The sequence below is a fragment of the Pedobacter sp. 05L430 genome, assembly GCF_056397585.1.
Window position 1 is genome coordinate 36,817 of the sequence record NZ_JBFTNT010000048.1, and the last position, 17,797, is coordinate 54,613.

The 17,797-nt window shown below is 37.7% G+C and carries 20 protein-coding genes; 14 read left to right on the forward strand and 6 right to left on the reverse strand.

From position 1 onward, the window contains the following. Positions 1 to 6: 6 nt before the first annotated feature. Positions 7 to 1,128 (forward strand): acyltransferase family protein, encoded by a 1,122-nt coding sequence (locus AC1DG9_RS10145; RefSeq protein ID WP_337716516.1) that lies wholly within the window; start codon positions 7 to 9, stop codon positions 1,126 to 1,128. A 26-nt stretch (positions 1,129 to 1,154) separates the two neighbouring features. After that, a complete protein-coding gene (locus AC1DG9_RS10150) occupies positions 1,155 to 2,702 on the forward strand; it encodes a DUF4832 domain-containing protein (protein WP_172659666.1) in 1,548 nt (515 codons plus the stop codon). An 11-nt stretch (positions 2,703 to 2,713) separates the two neighbouring features. On the opposite strand, the gene AC1DG9_RS10155 is transcribed toward AC1DG9_RS10150, so the two are convergent. After that, positions 2,714 to 3,274: a pentapeptide repeat-containing protein gene (locus AC1DG9_RS10155; RefSeq protein WP_477634579.1), complete on the reverse strand. Its 561-nt coding sequence runs from the start codon at positions 3,272 to 3,274 to the stop codon at positions 2,714 to 2,716. After that, positions 3,240 to 3,734, reverse strand: a complete 495-nt coding sequence (locus AC1DG9_RS10160) for a TetR/AcrR family transcriptional regulator (RefSeq protein ID WP_477634580.1) — start codon at positions 3,732 to 3,734, stop codon at positions 3,240 to 3,242. Before AC1DG9_RS10160 ends, AC1DG9_RS10155 begins: the two co-directional genes overlap by 35 nt. A 74-nt stretch (positions 3,735 to 3,808) precedes the next feature. Here AC1DG9_RS10160 and AC1DG9_RS10165 point away from each other — a divergent pair, with 74 nt between their 5' ends. Both AC1DG9_RS10165 and msrA read left to right on the forward strand, forming a co-directional pair. Continuing rightward, positions 3,809 to 4,069: a hypothetical protein gene (locus AC1DG9_RS10165; protein ID WP_172659669.1), complete on the forward strand. Its 261-nt coding sequence runs from the start codon at positions 3,809 to 3,811 to the stop codon at positions 4,067 to 4,069. A 35-nt stretch (positions 4,070 to 4,104) separates the two neighbouring features. After that, entirely contained in the window at positions 4,105 to 4,596 is a 492-nt protein-coding gene (gene msrA / locus AC1DG9_RS10170) for a peptide-methionine (S)-S-oxide reductase MsrA (RefSeq protein WP_172659670.1), read from the forward strand. Here msrA and AC1DG9_RS10175 read toward each other — a convergent pair. Beyond that, positions 4,588 to 4,953 (reverse strand): winged helix-turn-helix transcriptional regulator, encoded by a 366-nt coding sequence (locus AC1DG9_RS10175; RefSeq protein ID WP_172659671.1) that lies wholly within the window; start codon positions 4,951 to 4,953, stop codon positions 4,588 to 4,590. The two genes, msrA and AC1DG9_RS10175, sit on opposite strands and share 9 nt — an antisense overlap. A gap of 91 nt (positions 4,954 to 5,044) precedes the next feature. On the opposite strand from AC1DG9_RS10175, the gene AC1DG9_RS10180 reads away from it, so the two are divergent. The 6 genes from AC1DG9_RS10180 (at position 5,045) to AC1DG9_RS10205 (ending at position 11,434) form a co-directional block, all read left to right on the forward strand. After that, on the forward strand, positions 5,045 to 6,220 hold the full coding sequence (locus AC1DG9_RS10180) for an MFS transporter (protein ID WP_337716518.1): 1,176 nt from the start codon (positions 5,045 to 5,047) through the stop codon (positions 6,218 to 6,220). A 235-nt stretch (positions 6,221 to 6,455) separates the two neighbouring features. Next, the gene (locus AC1DG9_RS10185; RefSeq protein ID WP_288878784.1) at positions 6,456 to 6,965 is read left to right on the forward strand and encodes a hypothetical protein; all 510 of its coding nucleotides are present in this window, start codon (positions 6,456 to 6,458) and stop codon (positions 6,963 to 6,965) included. 11 nt (positions 6,966 to 6,976) lie between these two features. After that, a complete protein-coding gene (locus AC1DG9_RS10190) occupies positions 6,977 to 8,806 on the forward strand; it encodes a hypothetical protein (RefSeq protein ID WP_477634581.1) in 1,830 nt (609 codons plus the stop codon). After that, entirely contained in the window at positions 8,787 to 10,130 is a 1,344-nt protein-coding gene (locus AC1DG9_RS10195) for a hypothetical protein (protein WP_337716521.1), read from the forward strand. The genes AC1DG9_RS10190 and AC1DG9_RS10195 overlap by 20 nt, the downstream gene beginning before the upstream one ends. 58 nt (positions 10,131 to 10,188) lie before the next feature. Next, a complete protein-coding gene (locus AC1DG9_RS10200; protein WP_477634582.1) occupies positions 10,189 to 10,557 on the forward strand; it encodes a VOC family protein in 369 nt (122 codons plus the stop codon). 82 nt (positions 10,558 to 10,639) lie between these two features. Further along, positions 10,640 to 11,434: a bifunctional helix-turn-helix transcriptional regulator/GNAT family N-acetyltransferase gene (locus AC1DG9_RS10205; RefSeq protein ID WP_477634583.1), complete on the forward strand. Its 795-nt coding sequence runs from the start codon at positions 10,640 to 10,642 to the stop codon at positions 11,432 to 11,434. Between the two features lie 27 nt (positions 11,435 to 11,461). On the opposite strand, the gene AC1DG9_RS10210 is transcribed toward AC1DG9_RS10205, so the two are convergent. Beyond that, on the reverse strand, positions 11,462 to 12,250 hold the full coding sequence (locus AC1DG9_RS10210; RefSeq protein WP_172659678.1) for an AraC family transcriptional regulator: 789 nt from the start codon (positions 12,248 to 12,250) through the stop codon (positions 11,462 to 11,464). 104 nt (positions 12,251 to 12,354) lie between these two features. Here AC1DG9_RS10210 and AC1DG9_RS10215 point away from each other — a divergent pair, with 104 nt between their 5' ends. Further along, complete coding sequence (locus AC1DG9_RS10215; RefSeq protein WP_288878788.1) at positions 12,355 to 13,419, forward strand: SDR family oxidoreductase; 1,065 nt, start codon at positions 12,355 to 12,357, stop codon at positions 13,417 to 13,419. A gap of 3 nt (positions 13,420 to 13,422) precedes the next feature. Here AC1DG9_RS10215 and AC1DG9_RS10220 read toward each other — a convergent pair whose 3' ends face one another. Together AC1DG9_RS10220 and AC1DG9_RS10225 are read right to left on the reverse strand one after the other, a co-directional pair. Beyond that, positions 13,423 to 14,058 carry a response regulator gene (locus AC1DG9_RS10220; RefSeq protein WP_288878789.1) on the reverse strand — a complete coding sequence of 212 codons (636 nt, stop codon included), beginning with the start codon at positions 14,056 to 14,058 and terminating at the stop codon, positions 13,423 to 13,425. Then, entirely contained in the window at positions 14,045 to 16,033 is a 1,989-nt protein-coding gene (locus AC1DG9_RS10225; protein WP_477634584.1) for a sensor histidine kinase, read from the reverse strand. Before AC1DG9_RS10225 ends, AC1DG9_RS10220 begins: the two co-directional genes overlap by 14 nt. Positions 16,034 to 16,158: 125 nt before the next feature. On the opposite strand from AC1DG9_RS10225, the gene AC1DG9_RS10230 reads away from it, so the two are divergent. The 3 genes from AC1DG9_RS10230 to AC1DG9_RS10240 form a co-directional block, all read left to right on the forward strand. After that, on the forward strand, positions 16,159 to 16,542 hold the full coding sequence (locus AC1DG9_RS10230; protein WP_172659682.1) for an RNA recognition motif domain-containing protein: 384 nt from the start codon (positions 16,159 to 16,161) through the stop codon (positions 16,540 to 16,542). A 24-nt stretch (positions 16,543 to 16,566) separates the two neighbouring features. Continuing rightward, complete coding sequence (locus tag AC1DG9_RS10235) at positions 16,567 to 17,307, forward strand: transient-receptor-potential channel family protein (RefSeq protein ID WP_172659683.1); 741 nt, start codon at positions 16,567 to 16,569, stop codon at positions 17,305 to 17,307. Positions 17,308 to 17,406: 99 nt separating this feature from the next. After that, the coding region (locus tag AC1DG9_RS10240; protein WP_477634585.1) for an outer membrane beta-barrel protein at positions 17,407 to 17,797 on the forward strand (391 nt) is incomplete at its 3' end.

Consider the following 17,797-nt stretch of genomic DNA (forward strand, 5'->3'; position numbering starts at 1 on the left):
TTTCTTATGGCTAAAAATACAGCAACTCAATTTGTTGCCGGACGTGTGGTATCTCTTGATGTGATGAGAGGATTAATCATGTTTTTGCTTTGTGCAGAGAGTTGCCATCTATATGGAGCCCTCAAAGGTCTTAATCCGGTACAGCCCGCGGCAATTCTTATTGAGCAGTTTTTTCATCATCCATGGCATGGATTGCGATTTTGGGATTTGGTACAACCGGCATTTATGTTTATGGCAGGAGCGGCCATGTATATCTCCTATAGCCGCAAATTGGAGAAGGGGAGTACCTGGGAAAAGAATTGGAGTCATATCGTAATCAGGAGTTTTAAGCTTTTCCTTTTTGGTGTTGGACTTCACTGTGTGTATGCAGGGAAGCCAGTCTGGGAACTTTGGAATGTGCTTACTCAATTGGCTTTTACCACTTTGCTTGCCTACCTGATGATTGGCAGATCGTACAACTGGCAAATCATCAGTTCCGTGGCATTACTGCTGCTTACGGAAACAATGTACCGTTTGATACTGATGCCAGGTTTTGATCAGCCATTTGTAGAAGGTCATAATTTTGGATCGTATGCAGATACACTACTCATGGGTAAGATCAATCCAGATGGTTGGGTGGCCATAAATGCAATACCGACTACAGCGCATACAATTTGGGGTGTGCTTGCAGGAAAACTTTTAATTTCAGCGCGATCAGCATCTTATAAAATAAAGGTGCTGATCGGGTTTGGCTTGCTTGCTCTAATGATTGGATTCGGGCTAGATGCTTTACAGGTTACCCCAATTATAAAAAGAATAAGCACTAGCTCTTTTGTGTTTGCATCAGGTGGTTGGGTGTTAATTATGCTGGCTGCGGTGTACTGGTTAGTTGACGTAAAGCAATGTACAAAATACGTGTGGATATGCGCTGTAATGGGAATGAATGCCATATTTATCTATATATTTTTCGAAACTATTGGTGTGCAATGGCTGAATGGTGTAGTCGGAATTTTTACAGGAGATATTTTAGCAATGTTGTTTGGATTACCGACCGATGTTAGTGCTGTAGTGACCGCTTTAAGTACGCTTCTGGTTGAATGGGCACTTTGTTACTGGCTGTACAAGCGTAATATCTTTTTCAAGCTTTAAACAAATTCATTTAGAAGAAAATCATCATGAATATAAAATTGACCCTTAGCGTTTTAATTTTTTCTACTGTTATCCTTCTGTTTTTTAGTTCCTGTAAAGAGGAAAACGAAAGTTTGGTTAAGGTAGAGAAGGTGAATGTAACTTACTCAGAAAGTACCGAAGATTTTCCTAATCCTGAACGGGGATTTTACCGTTACTCAGAAACCGCTGCAAGTAGCTATACCGTACTTGATGTAGAAACACTTATAACTTATCGCTCCTTACAGGATGTTTCTACAGCAAATTACAAAATATATAGCACGCTCGTTTTCAGGTATTATATTCTAGACAATGTAACCACCACTAGCATCTCAGAATCGTTTCTGAATAATATTAAAAAAGATATGGCTGCTGCAAGAGCAGCAGGAGTGAAACTGATTCCGCGTTTTGTGTATACTGCTACTGCGCGTCCGGGTAACTGTCCGGAAGGATTTATTTGCCCAACTTATGGAGATGCCGCTAAGTCTGTTGTTTTGAGCCATATTGCACAGCTTAAACCTGTACTTACAGAGAATGCAGATGTGATAGCTTGTATACAGCTTGGATTTATTGGTACCTGGGGAGAGAATTATTATACTGATTTCTTTGGTGATGCCTCTATGAATGGTGGACAGGAGAGTAAACTAACAGATCAGAACTGGCGAGACAGGGTAGAGGTATTGAAGGCCTTACTTGCTGCGGTGCCAGCCGATAGAATGGTTCAGGTTCGCTACCCACAATTTAAGCAACGCTTTTTGTTCGGCGTAAACTCAGCACTTTCTTCAGCACCACTTGCTGAGCTTATGGCATTCACGATGTCAGATGAATCTCGTATCGGTTTTCATAATGATTGTTTCCTTGCCAGTGCTAATGACTTTGGGACCTATGAGGATTATGGAAATAGCAGTACACCAAGAGCATCAGACGGTATGGTTTTAAATACTTTAAGGGATTATACGAAGGCCGACAGCCGATATGTTGTTGTTGGTGGAGAAACCTGTTCGGATGACTATAGTCTTAACGATTGTGAGCCAGCCGGTAAAACCCAGGAAGAACTTGCAGCCATGCACTTTAGCTATCTGAATGCTCATTATAATACTGCAGTAAATAATGACTGGCAAACTGGAGGTTGTATGGATAATATTAAAAAAAACCTGGGCTATCGCTTTGTCTTGCAATCTGCAGTTTTACCTGATAATGCTGTGAAAGGCACAAGCTTAAATGTAGTACTCAATGTTAAAAACGTTGGGTATGCATCGCCTTACAATAAAAGAACAATAAAACTGGTGCTACGGAATAAGGCAAATGGCGACTTGAACTCCTTTGCTCTTGCTACCGATGTAAGGAGATGGTATTCGGGAAGTTTTAAGGTAGAGGAAAGTATAAAAATACCTTCCGAATTTGCAACAGGTGAATATGAAATGTTGCTTCACCTGCCAGATGAGTATGCAAGTATTGCTGATAGGCCCGAGTACAGCATCCGCTTGGCGAATAAAGATGTATGGGAAGCTTTAACAGGTTACAACAAGCTTAACCATACTGTTGCCATTAAATAATTTGACGCATATTATTCACCATGATAATCAATATCTAGGTTGTATTGGTAAAGCAGGCCAGAAAGATTCAATGCGGAAAATTTCGCCTGTTTTACTTTATTGATAGCCGGATCAAGGCTAAAGTTCTTTGCCGTACGGAAGTCTGTTTTCTCTAGAACGGATTTGACAAATGTTGCGCCTGAAAGATCACAGTTATGGAATACGCTTGAGGTTAAATCGCATTCTTCAAAATCAGTTTCTTTAAGTGAACATTCCGTGAAGTTTGTTTTCTTAAGTTTTGTGCCATAAAAAGTTGAATAATCCAGATGGCTCCGCTCAAAATTAAAAGAAAATAGAAACTTATTGCATTTAGAAAAATCAATTCCCAGTATTTTACAGCCGGTAAAAGTAACATCCTTAAATCCGGTACCTGTAACCACAGTAAGTGAGAAATTGCATTGTTTAAAATGACAATCCATAAAATCATTATGGCTTAAATCACTCTTGGAGAAATCACAGTTTACAAATTCACATTTGATAAATTCTCGGTTCTCCAGTCTAAAGTCCAAGGTTATCAGCGTACCAAAGTCCATCTGCAACAAGGATAATGATCAGGCTGTTGATATCCAGATCTGCTACTGATCCACCCCCAATATGATTGGTAAACCATTCTTCCCACATTTTTTTATAGTGCTCATTAATAAGTGCCGCTTGCAAAATGACTTTCATAGTTCTCCTATAATGTAGATCACTGCTTTTTTTGATAACGAAGCGAAGAAAGGCAAGGGGGGCGATGTCATTTCCTGAGGCTCTTTTTTCTTCAATGGTCCACTCGGTCAGTTCAACAAGGCTTTGGTGTACCAATTCTTCCAGTAGCTCTTCTTTATTACGAAAATGATGGATAATGCCACCCTTACTCAATCCGGTTTGATCGGAAATCGCTTGGAAAGTGACCTGATGCCAGCCGGCTGTGGCACCTATTTCGGCTGCTATATGAAGAATCAATTGTTTACTGGCTTCCGGATCTTTCTTTCTTTTATATGGATTTTCCATTCCTCAAAGATACCGAACGATTGGTTTGTTTGCAAATTATTTTATATATTTGTCATCTCAATCAGTTAGTTCCAATGTCCAGATACGTTATTATTCTATCCCCTGTAATTGATACGCCAATTGATTTACGGCATGTTTTCGAGGTTATTTATACTTTTTCTAATATCTTAGAATGGTCTGTTGATCTCGACGATTGTGATAAGATTCTCCGAGTTGTTTGCAGCGAGGATATTGGTCAGGAATTGGTAAAGAGTATGGCGCTAGTAGGAATCAGTTCGTCGGTACTGGAGGTTTTTGATGAAAATGGGATTTCTATTATACAAATAGTGCATTAGCATCGTACCTTTATTCAATTAAAAAGAAAAGCTATATGAATACAGAAAAAGCCATTCTGGCGGGCGGTTGTTTTTGGGGGGTAGAAGAACTTATAAGGCACCAGCCAGGTGTTATTTCAACGGTGGTTGGATACACTGGAGGGGATGTTCCCAACGCAACTTACCGGAATCATGGAACACATGCTGAAGCCATTGAAATCATATTTGATCCAGCACTTTTATCCTATCGTTCGCTCCTTGAATACTTCTTCCAGATCCATGATCCAACAACACGGAACAGACAGGGAAACGACATAGGAACCTCTTATCGGTCAGCCATTTTTTTTATGGATGAAACACAAAGGGAAACCGCAAAGGCTTTAATCGCAGATATGGAAGCTTCTGGTAAATGGCCCGGGCCAATTATAACGGAAGTAGTTCCTGTCGCCGATTTTTGGAATGCTGAAGAAGAACACCAAAATTACTTGCAAAAGCAGCCATACGGATACACCTGCCACTTTGAAAGACCTGAATGGAAACTAGGTTAGTTGATTTAACTTTCTGTGTTTTGAGCCCCAACTGCTCAAAGTTTCCCATATTGGAATAAGTTCAATGCCTATTTCGGTTAATTCGTATTCTACTCTGGGTGGAACGGAGGAATGGAGTGTCCTGGATATGAGTCCATGATATTCCAATTCTTTTAGTTGTAAGCTTAAAATCCGTTCGGTAATTTTTGGCATTGCATTTTTAAGTTCAGTAAATCGCATCTTTCCTCCCTCAAGTTCTCGCAGGATAAGTACTTTCCATCGACCTCCAAATATTGCTATAGCATATACAAGATCGGAACAATCGCTGATGATTTTGTAATTAATGCTATTGGTTGAATTTTCTTTCCTTAATGCCATGGCTTACATTTTTGTTAGTTCCCTACATTGGGTTGTAAAGAAGGCAAATCTATTAGTTAAGATTTATTTTTGACCGAAAATAAAATCAATAATGAAGAAAATTGCATTTGTAGGATGTTTGGGGTTAATTGGAATTATTACAACCGAATTTGGGGTTATTGGTATTTTGCCTCAGATTGCAGACCACTACCATATTTCCATCGATAAAGCAGGGTTGTTACTTAGTGCATTTGCCCTTGTAATTGCATTAACAGGTCCTTTTATGACCTTGTTTACTTCTGGCTTCGACCGGAAAAAAATCATGATGATCAGTATTGCGATGTTTTTGCTTACCGGGATAGTATCTTCTTTTGCTCCACCTTTTTGGTTGCTGATTATTGTGAGGATGTTGCCTGCATTTTTGCAGCCTGTATTTATTTCGAATGCTATTGCAGCAGCTGTGGCAAATGTGGGTAAATCGCAAGAATACCGGTTAGCGGGGATTGTTGTAGGTGGTATTGCAATAGCAATGGTGACTACCGTTCCGTTTGCTACTTATATGGCAAGTGTTTTCAATTGGCAGGCATCTTTTGGGGTACAAGCGGTAGTAACTGCAATTGCTTTAGTAGGTATTTACAAAGTTTTGCCTCCTATGCATCCGCAGGAAAAGAAATCGTACGGAACACAATTAAAGGTGCTAACCAATAGTCGTTTTTTGATCAGCTCTGCAATGAACTTTTTTATGATTGCTGCATGGTTTTCTACTTACAGTTATTTTGCTGATTATTTGGGTAAGGTTAAAGAGATGGATACTCAAACTATTAGTTATATGATGTTCCTCTTTGGTATTACAGGGATAGTATCTAATTGGCTGGCGGGGAAAATGATGAGTAAAAATATTCCGGCTACTATTGCTTTGTTTCTAAGTGGAACGGTATTGATTCCTGTGATGTTGTTTTATTCGGGTGCCAATACCTGGTCTACTGTGTCGGTGATCGCGTTATGGGGTTTTCTATATGCTCCTTGTTTTCTGAGTGGGTTTGCCTACATGACTTCTGCTGCCCCTCATGCTCCTGAGTTTGCTAATAGCTTGGCTATCTCATTTGGAAATCTTGGCGTAACGGCGGGTACTGTTGTAAGTGGTTGGTTCATCGCCTCTGTCGGGGTTTCTCAAAGCCCTTGGGTGGGTATGGCCTTTGGAATTCTGGCTTTTTTAATGATTATATGGAGGACTTTGCTGGAGCGTAAAAGTGAGTTCATTAGTAAATCTAATCAATGTACGGCATAGATCATTAGTTCATTCTGTTTCTAAAAATGATATCTTTACAGTCTATCTTTGCAAAACATCCTAAATAATGCTCGTTACAACGTATAGATATCTTTTTTTAATAGTATTCGTACTTTTTTTTTCGTCTTGCTTCCAGGTTATTGAGGAAATTAATGTCAATAAAACAGGGTTGGGGACAGTAAATTTAACCCTCAATCTGAGTGCGAGTAAAGCCAAGGTGGCATCTCTTATGCTTATGGATAGTATCCAGGGATATAAAGTGCCTTCCAAACAAACTATTCAAAAAGAAATCGATGAAATTGTTAGTTACCTGAAAAAATCCGATGGCATTACAAATGTCCAAAAGAAGATTGATTTCGATAATTTCATAGTGAGTATCTCTTTTGCATTTAAGGATGTTGCCAATATCAATACTGTAAATCAAAATGTGTTAAAGAAGTTAAAGATAAAGGGGCTTAGTAATGCTTCTTATGCTTATGAATCGAAAACCCAGACTTTTCAGCGCAGTTATCAGTATACAAAGGCTGCCGTATTAGAATACAATAAGCTTAAACCTGAAGTGAAAAATGTATTTAAAGATGCCTCATATACTAGTATATACAGATTTGAACAATTAATAACCAGCAGTAACAATCCACTGGCAAAGATCTCTAAATCAAAAAAAGCTATAATGATCAATACAGGTATATTAGGTTTAATCAACGGTAAAACTGATATATCGAATAGAATTACACTATCTAAATAATCACTCTATCTATGAACTCTCTTTACAAATGCCTGGTTGCATTAGTTTTTGCAAGTATAACCTTGTCATCCTCTGCTCAAGACCTGGTAAATAAAATACCTTCTGATGCCCTTGCTGTGGCCACAATTAAAGGAAAGAATTTTACCGATCTGATGTCTTTAAAAGAATTTAATAACACTTTTATCGGAAAAGAAATTTTATCAAAGCTCTCAAAAGGAACGGATAAAGTGGTTAATAGTGTTGAAAACCTGGGGTTTGATTTATCTTCATCATTATATTACTATAATCTGAGCAACGACAGTGTATCCTATAACTGTTTCCTGGCACCTGTTAAAAATGCCGAACAATTGGAAGCTCTATATGTTCAGGCAAATCAAAAGTTTACAGTTAAAAACGGGATTAAATCCTATTATAATTCCGACTCTACAGAAGTGGCTCATTGGAACGACAAGTTCCTGCTGTTTGTTATAGGCTCGGGTAAAAGTAGTTATTTTGCAAGACCAGAGGTTGTTGAACGCTTCAAGTTATCTCAAGCTACTTCTGTTGGACAAGCTGCAGACTCATTGTCGATAGCGGTGCCGGTACAGGATGAGATTGCTGTTGATAGCACGATKGCTGTTGATTCATTAGAAGAAGTTATGGCAGATACCATTGGATATGATTATGGTAATACTTTTTTTAAGGATGAACAGAAAAAGAAAACTGTTGTTGCCGGTTGGGTACAACTTATGGTTGATGATTTCTTTACCGGCCCAAATACAACATCGATATTAAATAATAAAGATTTCGTAAAAAGTATAGATGAACAAGCTGAGGCAACAATTTGGATTGCTGGAGCTGATAAGCTTTTTAATACCTATATGCCATCAACCTATTTAAAAGGTATGAGCTTCTTAAATGGCTATGGAAGTGCTAATGCTAAGCTTTTTCTTGAAGATAAATCGATTAGAATTAGTACAAGCATGGCCTTTAGTGATGAAATTGCGGGGGTTTTTAAGAAAGTACTTAAAAGGAAACTGAACAAACGGTTCTTAAAATACATAAATGAAGATAAAGCGATTGGTTATCTGGCCTATGCTATGGATACTAAGGCCTATCTTGAGCAATATCCTAAACTGATGTCAAAAATTTATGGTTCAGTATACGCTGATGAAATAGGAATGGCAGCTGATCTGTTTTCTCTTTTGCTTGATGAAGAGGCGATAAGTAAAGTAGTAAAGGGAGATGGACTGTTCCTTTTTAATGGCTTGTCGCAAAAGGAAGTCAGTTATAAATCAATGGATTATAATGAAGAAAACTTTGAAAGCAAAGAAGTAACAAAGACGAAGAAAGAGACATTGCCTGACTTTTTATTTATGATGTCCAGTGAGGACACTCGTTTGATTGACAAACTTATTGCTTATGGTGTAAAAAAAGAGCTGGTTAAAAACAGCTCAGGATATTACGAACTGTCGGTTCCTAAAAGCCCACTGGCGCTTTATTTTATGATTAAAGAAGGAATCATTTTCTTTGGTACCAATAAAAAAGATATGGAGGATATTGCTGGAAACAGATATGTTGCCAATGTCTCGCGCAAGCACAGGAAAGCATTAATGAATACCAATTATGCAGGCTATTTCAGCGCTAAAAAGCTATTCGGAAAGATTCCTGTTGAAGAGTTTGCCAGCACAAAAAAACTTGAAAAACTTAATAATGTATTGAATTCAATGGGCGACATTTATTTGAAATCGAATCCGGTTAAGGGTAATGTATATTCTGGTGAAATTAACATAGATATTCCTTCCAATCAACAAAATGCTTTAAAGTACTTATTCTCACTTGTTGAAGACGCGCAAAAATAAATTACTTAGAGGTGGTGTAACACTGATACTAACGGGAGTTGTTTTAATACTGGCGTCTGCTTATGGGTATTTCAAATTCCGGGAATATAAATCCTACCAGGAGGTTATTCATGCTGAGGCCTCTTTTATTGTTAAGATAGATGTAGATAAGATCTATAAAACAATGGTTTTGGATTATCTTTATAACCCATCTTATTATAGGGGAAAAACTGATGATGAACTTAAAACTGGTTTAGCCATTCCAGGGAATGTTTTTATTTATACTGTTGGTTCCAAATCTTGCCAAACCTATTTCTGTTCTTTGCCTATAGCAGATGTCGCCGTACTGAAACAGTTTATTAAGCAAAGGCTCGGTGTAAATACGTTTAAAAACGCAGGTCATGGCATTACATTGGCAACTTCAAAAGATGGAAAACTTACTGTAGCTTTTAATTTAAAAACAGTTGCTGTTGCGTATACACTCAAAAATGAAAATGTAATAGATATCCTTACCGATCTGCTAGATAAGAAAAACCTATTATCTGATAAAGATCAGAAAATTGCGAGCTTAAAACATGCAAATACACATTTGGCTTATGCTTTTAAAGAGTATATAGGAACAGGAGAATTTAAGGATGGGGTAATTTATTTGAATGGCTATTTTAATTTTAATGATCTTGATGTTCAAGGGAAGGTATTTACTCATAGGGTATTTGATAAGCATGCCTCAATAAAAATGTGGCTTAATGCCCACCTTTTGAATGGTAAATCTTACTCAGAAATTCAACTTAAAGGCCACAGAATTTATCCCGATAGCTTATTGAAATATTATCAGGGCTATCTTGACGTTGAATTTGCAGGGATAGTTAATCAGATTGATACTGTGATAACTTATGAGTATAATGATGATTTTGAGAAGGAAGAGGTTCGAAGTACCCGTATTTTGAAGGTACCAAGGATAATAGGCACTTCCAGAGCTCAATCTAAATCTTTATTAAATTATCTGATTAGGGAAGGATTGCTTGATACTGTTGGTGTAATCAGTAAACAGGTGTTCCCCTTGTATACTTTGTATGGTAAAAGCGATACTGGATTTTTTACGCTTAGTACAGATAAGAATATTAAGGTGACTACGGTAAGTGAAAAATCTCCATACTTTTTCTACCTCGAAATGGATTTTAATCAGCTCAATGGATTGCGACAATTTCCATTACTGGAAAAATATACAAAACGATTGGATATCATTCGTATAAAAGCGACTAATGTAGGTAAAGAAAAGAAATATTTTGAGATGGATCTAAATTTCAAAATGAAAAACATTAACGCCTTAGCGCAATTGTTTTAGATTGTATAGGTTCTAAAATTATTTATTAAGTTTACTATCCAAATCAACAGCTAAATCAATGAAACATAAAGCAATATCCATCAGGCCATTTATCGGGGCCAAAGATTTTGAACTTTCAAGGAGTTTCTACAGAGACCTTGGTTTTGATGAAACARTTCTTACACCTGATATGTCTGTTTTTAAAACAGAGCATATAGCGTTTTACCTTCAAAACGCCTATGTAAAGGATTGGGTAGATAATACTATGATTTTTTTAGAGGTTGAAGATGTTGACAAATATTGGCAGGAGCTTTTGGCTCTTGACCTTACTACTAAATATAAGGATGCAAAACTCGTTCCGATACGGGTTGATCACTGGGGCAAAGAATGTTTTCTGCATGATCCCTCTGGAATTCTCTGGCACTTTGGTGAATTTTTTAACAGTTAATCACACGCCCATTTAAAAAATATTTGTGACATAGTTTATATTACTTACATTTGCATAACTGATTATGTAATTGATTATATGCATGAAACTATTTGAGAAAACCGGAAAAATGGCTCTGGGCAGTCGGCTAAGATTACTGACTTCAAAAGTAACTGAAGACGCAGCGCAGATTTATGAATTATATAATATAGAGTTTTCTCCAAAGTGGTTCCCCGTGTTTTTTGTTCTTTCAGAAGAGGGAGAAAAAACCATAACCGAAATTGCTACTGAGATAGGACATTCCCAACCTTCAGTTAGTAAGATCATACAGGAAATGACTGTTGCCGGACTGATTCAGGAAAATCGGGAATCGTCTGATAAACGCAGAAATGTTGTCGCATTAACCACCAAAGGGATAGTGCTTGCAGCTAAGATAAAAGTGCAATGTGTAGATGTAGATGCTGCAGTTGAAAGCGTTATTCTAGAAGCAAGGTACAACTTGTCCACATATTTCCAAATGGAAGAGGCAGATTATAAGGCTTTAGATAATCCTAAAGAATACATTTTGGAAAAGGGCGGAAAGATATTTGTGGCTCTATACGAAAATGAACCTGTGGGTGTTTGTGCACTGATCAAAATGAACGATCCGGATTATGATTTTGAACTGGCAAAAATGGCTGTTTCACCTAAGATCCAGGGAAAAAGTATTGGCTGGTTGCTTGGTCAAACAGTTATTGACGCTGCAAAGGAATTGGGTGCCTCTAAGGTTTATCTGGAAAGTAACACTGTATTGAAACCTGCTATCAATCTGTATCATAAGCTAGGTTTTAAGAAAGTAGTAGGTCGAGTAACACCTTATGAGCGATGCAATATTCAAATGGAAGTGCAACTGAAATAATATATCAGGATTAACTAAATATGGAACTTACAAAACATTTATAATTTTACTAACATGGCTTTCATCTGTTAATCCGAATTCGGCTGCAATTTGCTTTAAGCTGTACTTTCCACTTGCCATTCTTTGCTTGATCAGTGTTTTTCGGTAATTCTGAACATACTCCCGTAAGGTGGTACCGGTATTCCTTTTGAAATATGGTCCCATATAGTCTGCTGTTATATTAAAGTGTCCAGCCATAATGGGAGCCCTAAGCTGATCGGGCGAATAGATGTATTTATGTATATAACAAAAAATAGCTTGCATATCTTTACTACGATTTTCAAAGGGTTTTAATTCTGGCATATTCCTTTTTAAAATATGTGATAATGCGAGAATCTGCATCCAGATTAACTCTTCGTTATGAAGTGGTTCGCTTTTTAATGTGATCAGCATATCAAATAGACGAGCTACTGTATGTCGGTCATTGTCCGACAATTTAAAGCCTGCCAGATGTGTTTCTCTGCTTTTTATTAGGTATTCCAGGTTCTGTACGTAATTATTAGTATTACTTACATCCTGGTGGAGATATAAATCTGTAAACTTTAAATAGACGAAATGACTGAGTATGTCGATTTCAAAATAATGGGATTCTTCTGGACCAAGTAAAAAGATATCGCCATCCTTGTAGGGGATAGTTACCTGATTAATCACATGCGTTCCTGATCCCTTTTTAATATAGATTATTTCGTAATGATTATGATTATGCTCTGGATGTCGCCAACTGGAAACTTCAAAATCAGAAATCAGTAAAGGTTCAAATTGCCTGTAACGTTTCATGTCGGAAATATACAATATTATGCCAGAATTATACCATTTTCTCCAGCCTAATAAACCGAATTTTGACTAGCAGTTGATTAAACTTAAATAAAATATAACTTAACATGAAAGCGGATAAAAAAACAGCACTAGTAGTTGGAGCCAATGGAATAATTGGAACCAATCTAATAAATTACCTGGAGGAATTAGGAACCTGGGACATTATTGGTTTGTCCAGAAGGGGGGGGACAAGCACCAAGAAAATCCGATATATAGCTGTTGATTTGCTAGATCCTGCATCGTGTATTGCACAACTTAGTTCATTATCTGATGTTACTCACATATTTTATGCAGCCTATCAGGATAGGGCGAGTTGGGCAGAACTGGTTGAACCCAACCTGGCTATGTTGGTAAACGTATTGACGGCAATTGAACCGGTGGCAGCCAATTTGGAACATGTAAGTCTGATGCAAGGGTACAAAGTTTATGGTGCCCATCTAGGCCCCTTTAAAACTCCCGCAAAAGAAAGTGATGCAGGCCATATGCCTCCCGAATTTAATGTAGATCAACAGAACTTCCTCGAAAAACAACAGGTGAACAAACGTTGGACTTGGTCTGCCATTAGGCCATCAGTAGTTGGTGGAACCTCAACAGGTAATCCTATGAATCTTGCAATGGTAATTGCGGTGTTTGCTACTATTTCTAAGAAACTTGGGATTCCCTTACGTTTTCCCGGAAAATTGGGCGCCTATGATAAATTGATGGAAATGACAGATGCAGGACTACTGGCTAAAGCGACTGTATGGGCAGCTACAAACCCACAATGTGCAAATCAGGCATTCAATATCAATAACGGCGACTTGTTTAGGTGGAATGAGCTTTGGCCTAAAATTGCTGTTTATTTTAATATGGAAGTTGCGGCACCCTTGCAAATGCCCCTCCAAACAGTTATGGCGGACAAAGAAGAACTCTGGAAATCTTTACAGGAAGAACACGGACTAAATTATAACTATAAAGACTTATCCTCATGGGCATTTGGCGACTTTGTGTTCTCCTGGGACTATGACTTTTTTGCAGATGGCACAAAGGCAAGAAGAATGGGCTTTCATGAGTTTATTGATACAGAAAAAATGTTTTATGATTTGTTCGATGAAATGCGCAGGAAAAAGATAATACCAAAAACAATATAATAGCTAAATCAGATTTTGTAGTGTAGCATGTCTTATTAAATCGGCAACATTTTTTGCTTTGAGCTTTTGTAGTAAGTTCTTTCTGTGGTTTTCTACCGTAAACTTGCTTAAAAATAACATTTCAGCAATGTCATTAGTGGTTTTGCCATCAGCAATTAGTTTTAAAATTTCCTTTTCGCGTACCGTAAGTTTGGCAAAATCTTGAGATTCTTTTAACTGTGGCCGGGAGATAATTTCTTTAACGATGTTACTAAAAGTAATCTGACCATTTAAGGCTTCATTGATACAGATAACAATTTCTTCAATAGACGACTCTTTAAGTAAATATCCACTGGCGCCATTGGCCAACATTTGCAAAATTACGCTGCGCTCCTGGTAATTGCTAAATGCCAATACAACCGTATCCGGAGATATGGTTTTTATTGTTTTGCACAAATCCATTCCATTTATATCAGGAAGCATGATATCCAGCAAAACAATTTTTACTGTTGCTATTTTTAAAAAGGAAATAAATTCCTCCCCTCGGGTAAAGCCACCAATAATTTCATATTCCGGTTTTTTACTTAAAAGCCTAATCAACCCCTCTATGACTATCGGATGATCATCAACAATGACAATGGTATTTTTATGCTGTGACATAAAGTTCTATATTGATGGAGGTGCCTCTTTTATTTCTTTCTGATAGGATCTCAATTTTGCCTTTAAGGTATTCAACCCGGCTTTTGATGTTGTTAAGACCTATGCCCTCAACCTTATCCAAATGTGTTGCATCAAAGCCCTTTCCGTCATCTTCAACCGTTATAAAAAACACATCCTCATTTTGCGAACATTGCAGCAAAAGGTTTTGCGCCTGGGCATGTTTGGTTGCGTTAGTAATGGCTTCTTGTATAATACGATAAATGTTTATTTGCTCTTGTGCAAGCAGATTGTTGTTGATGCCAAGATATTGAAAGTCCACTTTTAGCGCGGCAGAAGCTGCTGATTCACATAAGTCTTTTAGCAGTGCCTTAAGGCCCAGTTTTAATAGCATTTCAGGCATCATGTTGTGGGATATACGTCTAAGTTCACCTATGGAAGTATCCAATTGCGTAACGATATTTTGCAGCTCTAGGGTGTTATTGTTGCCTTGTTCGTGTATATAATCTGTCAGATTTAGTTTTGCTATTGCGAGCATACAGCCCAGCCCATCATGTAGATCGCGGGCAAGTCTGTTTTGTTCATCTTCTTTGGCATTCAACATTACCTGCACTAGTTTTATTTGCTGTTGCCTGTCAATATCTTTAAGTTCTTGTTGGTGATTCAGATCTTTTTGTAAAGCTAATTTTTTACTGTTGCGGTAAAACAACCAGCCAAAAAAAGCAACAATAAGTAAAAATATACTGGCTAGGCCCAGTAGCCAATTCACCAGCCGACTATTTTTTGTGGCAAGTTTTGCCTTTTCATTCTCGGCGTTAAGCGCCACAATTTTCTTTTGGTTTTCTGCCGTTCTATATTTTACTTCGAGGAGGTTTGCAGTTTCTTTTAGTTTGCTGTTACTCAAACTGTCGCTCAACCCGCTATAAAGTTTTAACCATTTGTAAGCACTTTGCTTATTTTTCATGCCCTCATAGCTAGTCGCCAGTCCATAGTAAATCTGCAACTTGTTTGTTTCCCATGCCATAAATTGTTTGTCCTTAACCAAAGCCAGTCCTACATTCTTTGCCTCAGGGAAATCTTCTTTACTATGAAGAGCATAAAATTTTTGTAGTAGTATACGTTTTTCGGCATAAGTGCCTTTGAATCTTTTTGCCAGAAGCATTCCTTTTTCTACTACAGTGAGTGCGCTGTCGAATTGCAAAGCAGTATTAAGGCGTAAAGCTTCACCGGCATAATATTCTAACCACATCTCGGACTGTGGATACGGCTTAAGCAAGATCATCATGCTGTCTAAATTCGATTTGGCCTCTTTTAACTTACCTAATGAAATATAATTTTCCCCAATAGATTGATAAATCATAGCCAGATATTGTGGTGCATTGGCTTTTTTAAGTATTGAAACTGCTTTTGTTAAATAGATTTTTTCCTTCGCGTGCTGACCCAGATTTTTGAATCCCGCAGAAAGGAGAAAATAGTTTTTTCCTAAGAAACCCAAATCACCTGATTGTATAGCCAACGGAATTGCCTTATGCAGTATAATTTCTATAGATTCTTTGATTTCGTTTCTAAGATGATGGCGAAATGCATAGCTGTGCCAGCACATTGATCTAACCAGAAKAGCTTCCTTTGTTTTGAATTTTTTTAGTGAAGCATCTGATTGCAAAAGCATTTTTTTAGCAAGTTCTGGATTTTTAGCCATCATTTGCAAAGCTTTATAATATAAAGATACTGCTTGCATAAAGCTGTTTCCTTCGCTGTGTGCTAATCCTTGTTGTAAATACTGCTCAGCTTTTGCTGTATCTGTTCTTAAGTAAAATTCTGAGAGTAGAAAACTACTTTTTGCCTTTGTGGCATTCGGTAGCTCTTTTTTTAACTGCTGGGTAAGGCTATCGGCATAATGCGTTCCGTTTAATGGCATCTGCGAAAGCGCATTGAAAAAGGAAAATATCAAAAACAAGGTGTAACCGTATTTTTTCATTGTAGCGTAGATAATTAAGCTAATGTAGCTAGAATGCCTGCCTGTTATTAAGATAATATCAAAAATAGCTGAAAACAGCTATAAGTAAAATATTAAAGCTTAAATTTGCAGCTTTAAATAGATTCATGATTAAATTATTTGTGGTGGGTTATCCACTTGATATACAGGAAGCTGAACTGATTGAGATATTCAGCATCCATGGAATGTTGCACAGCGTGCATTTATTGACCGACAAAGTGACCCACAAACATAAAGGCTATGGTTTTATAGAAATGGTGGATCAGGCTGGAGCCGATAGGGCAATTGCAGCTATAAACGGTATGGTTTTGAAAGGTAGAAAGATAAGTGTTAAACTGGCGGATGAGAATAGGGCAGAGAAACCAAGAACAACTTTTAAACCTAACCGATTCCATACTGAAGAAGGGCAAAGTAATGCAGGTAGTGGAGAGCAGTTTAAAAATAAGCGTCCTAGAAAATTAGTGTCGAATACATTCAGGGCCGAGAAGTAAACGATATTTCTTAAATTAGTAGGTATGGACTACCTGCAGAAAATAATCGGTGATATTGAATGCCATGATGTGGATGGGATCAGATCATGTTTTCAGCATGGGGTCCATCCCAACGATATCTTCAAAGGGCACCCCTTAATTTATGAACTCATCAGCGAATACGCCAGAACAGACCGCTTTAAAGCATGTGTCAAGGTATTTATCGATCATGGGCTGGAGTTTAATGATCCGTCGCTTTTAGCCGTCCTCTCAGATGATGCCCAGATTTTAGCGAAACATTTGACTACAGACCCAGGTGCACTTAACCGGCCTGTTAATTTACGGTGTGCTTATACGCCTTTACATGATGTCAGCCTACTTCATGTCTGTGCGGAATTTAATCATCTGTCATGTGCAGAAGTTCTGGTGAGGAATGGAGCAGACGTGAATGCGAAAGCAGGAACTGATGAACATGGGTTTGGAGGACAAAGCCCTATTTTTCATACTGTAAATCAGAACTCTAACCATTCCGCTTCGTTATTGGACTATCTGCTATCGGAATCAGCAGATCTTAACTACACAGTAAAAGGGTTGATCTGGGGTAAAGGTTATCCTTGGGAAACACTTGTTCCTGCAGTAAACCCAATCAGCTATGCTATGATGGGGCTTTTGCCGCAAATGCATAGGGATGAGAGAACCATCGCAGTTGTTGTATCCAAGTTACTGAAGGCTGCTCATGGGATTGATTATGTGCCGGTAAACGTGCCATGTGCTTATCTGAAATAATAAAAAATTAAATTTTCCCGTTATTGGGATAATTAATACATTTGGGTTACCAGACTTTTCGAATAATAACCATTCTAAAACAAAAAAGTAACCAAACTTATGAGAAAGAATAAATTATACGCTCCKCTATTTCTATTTTTCCTGATTACCGCCTTTAACATTGCCAATGCACAAACGAAAATAGGGATAAGAACCGGTGTAAATTTCTCAAACGCAAATATGAAAGATGAACAGGGAAATAAGGGTGAAACTGAATCAATTCCAGGTTTCCACTTAGGACTTACAGTTGACGTTCCTATAGCCGGTGATTTTTACATTCAACCCGCTGCCTTATATTCCTCCAAAGGATTTAGACAAAAAGGAGAGGGCTTTGGCTATAGTGATGATTTTAAAGTTACGGTTTCTTATATAGAAGTACCGGTTAATTTACTTTATAACCCCAAGTTAGGAACGGGGAATTTAATACTTGGCGCAGGAGGTTATTTGGGAT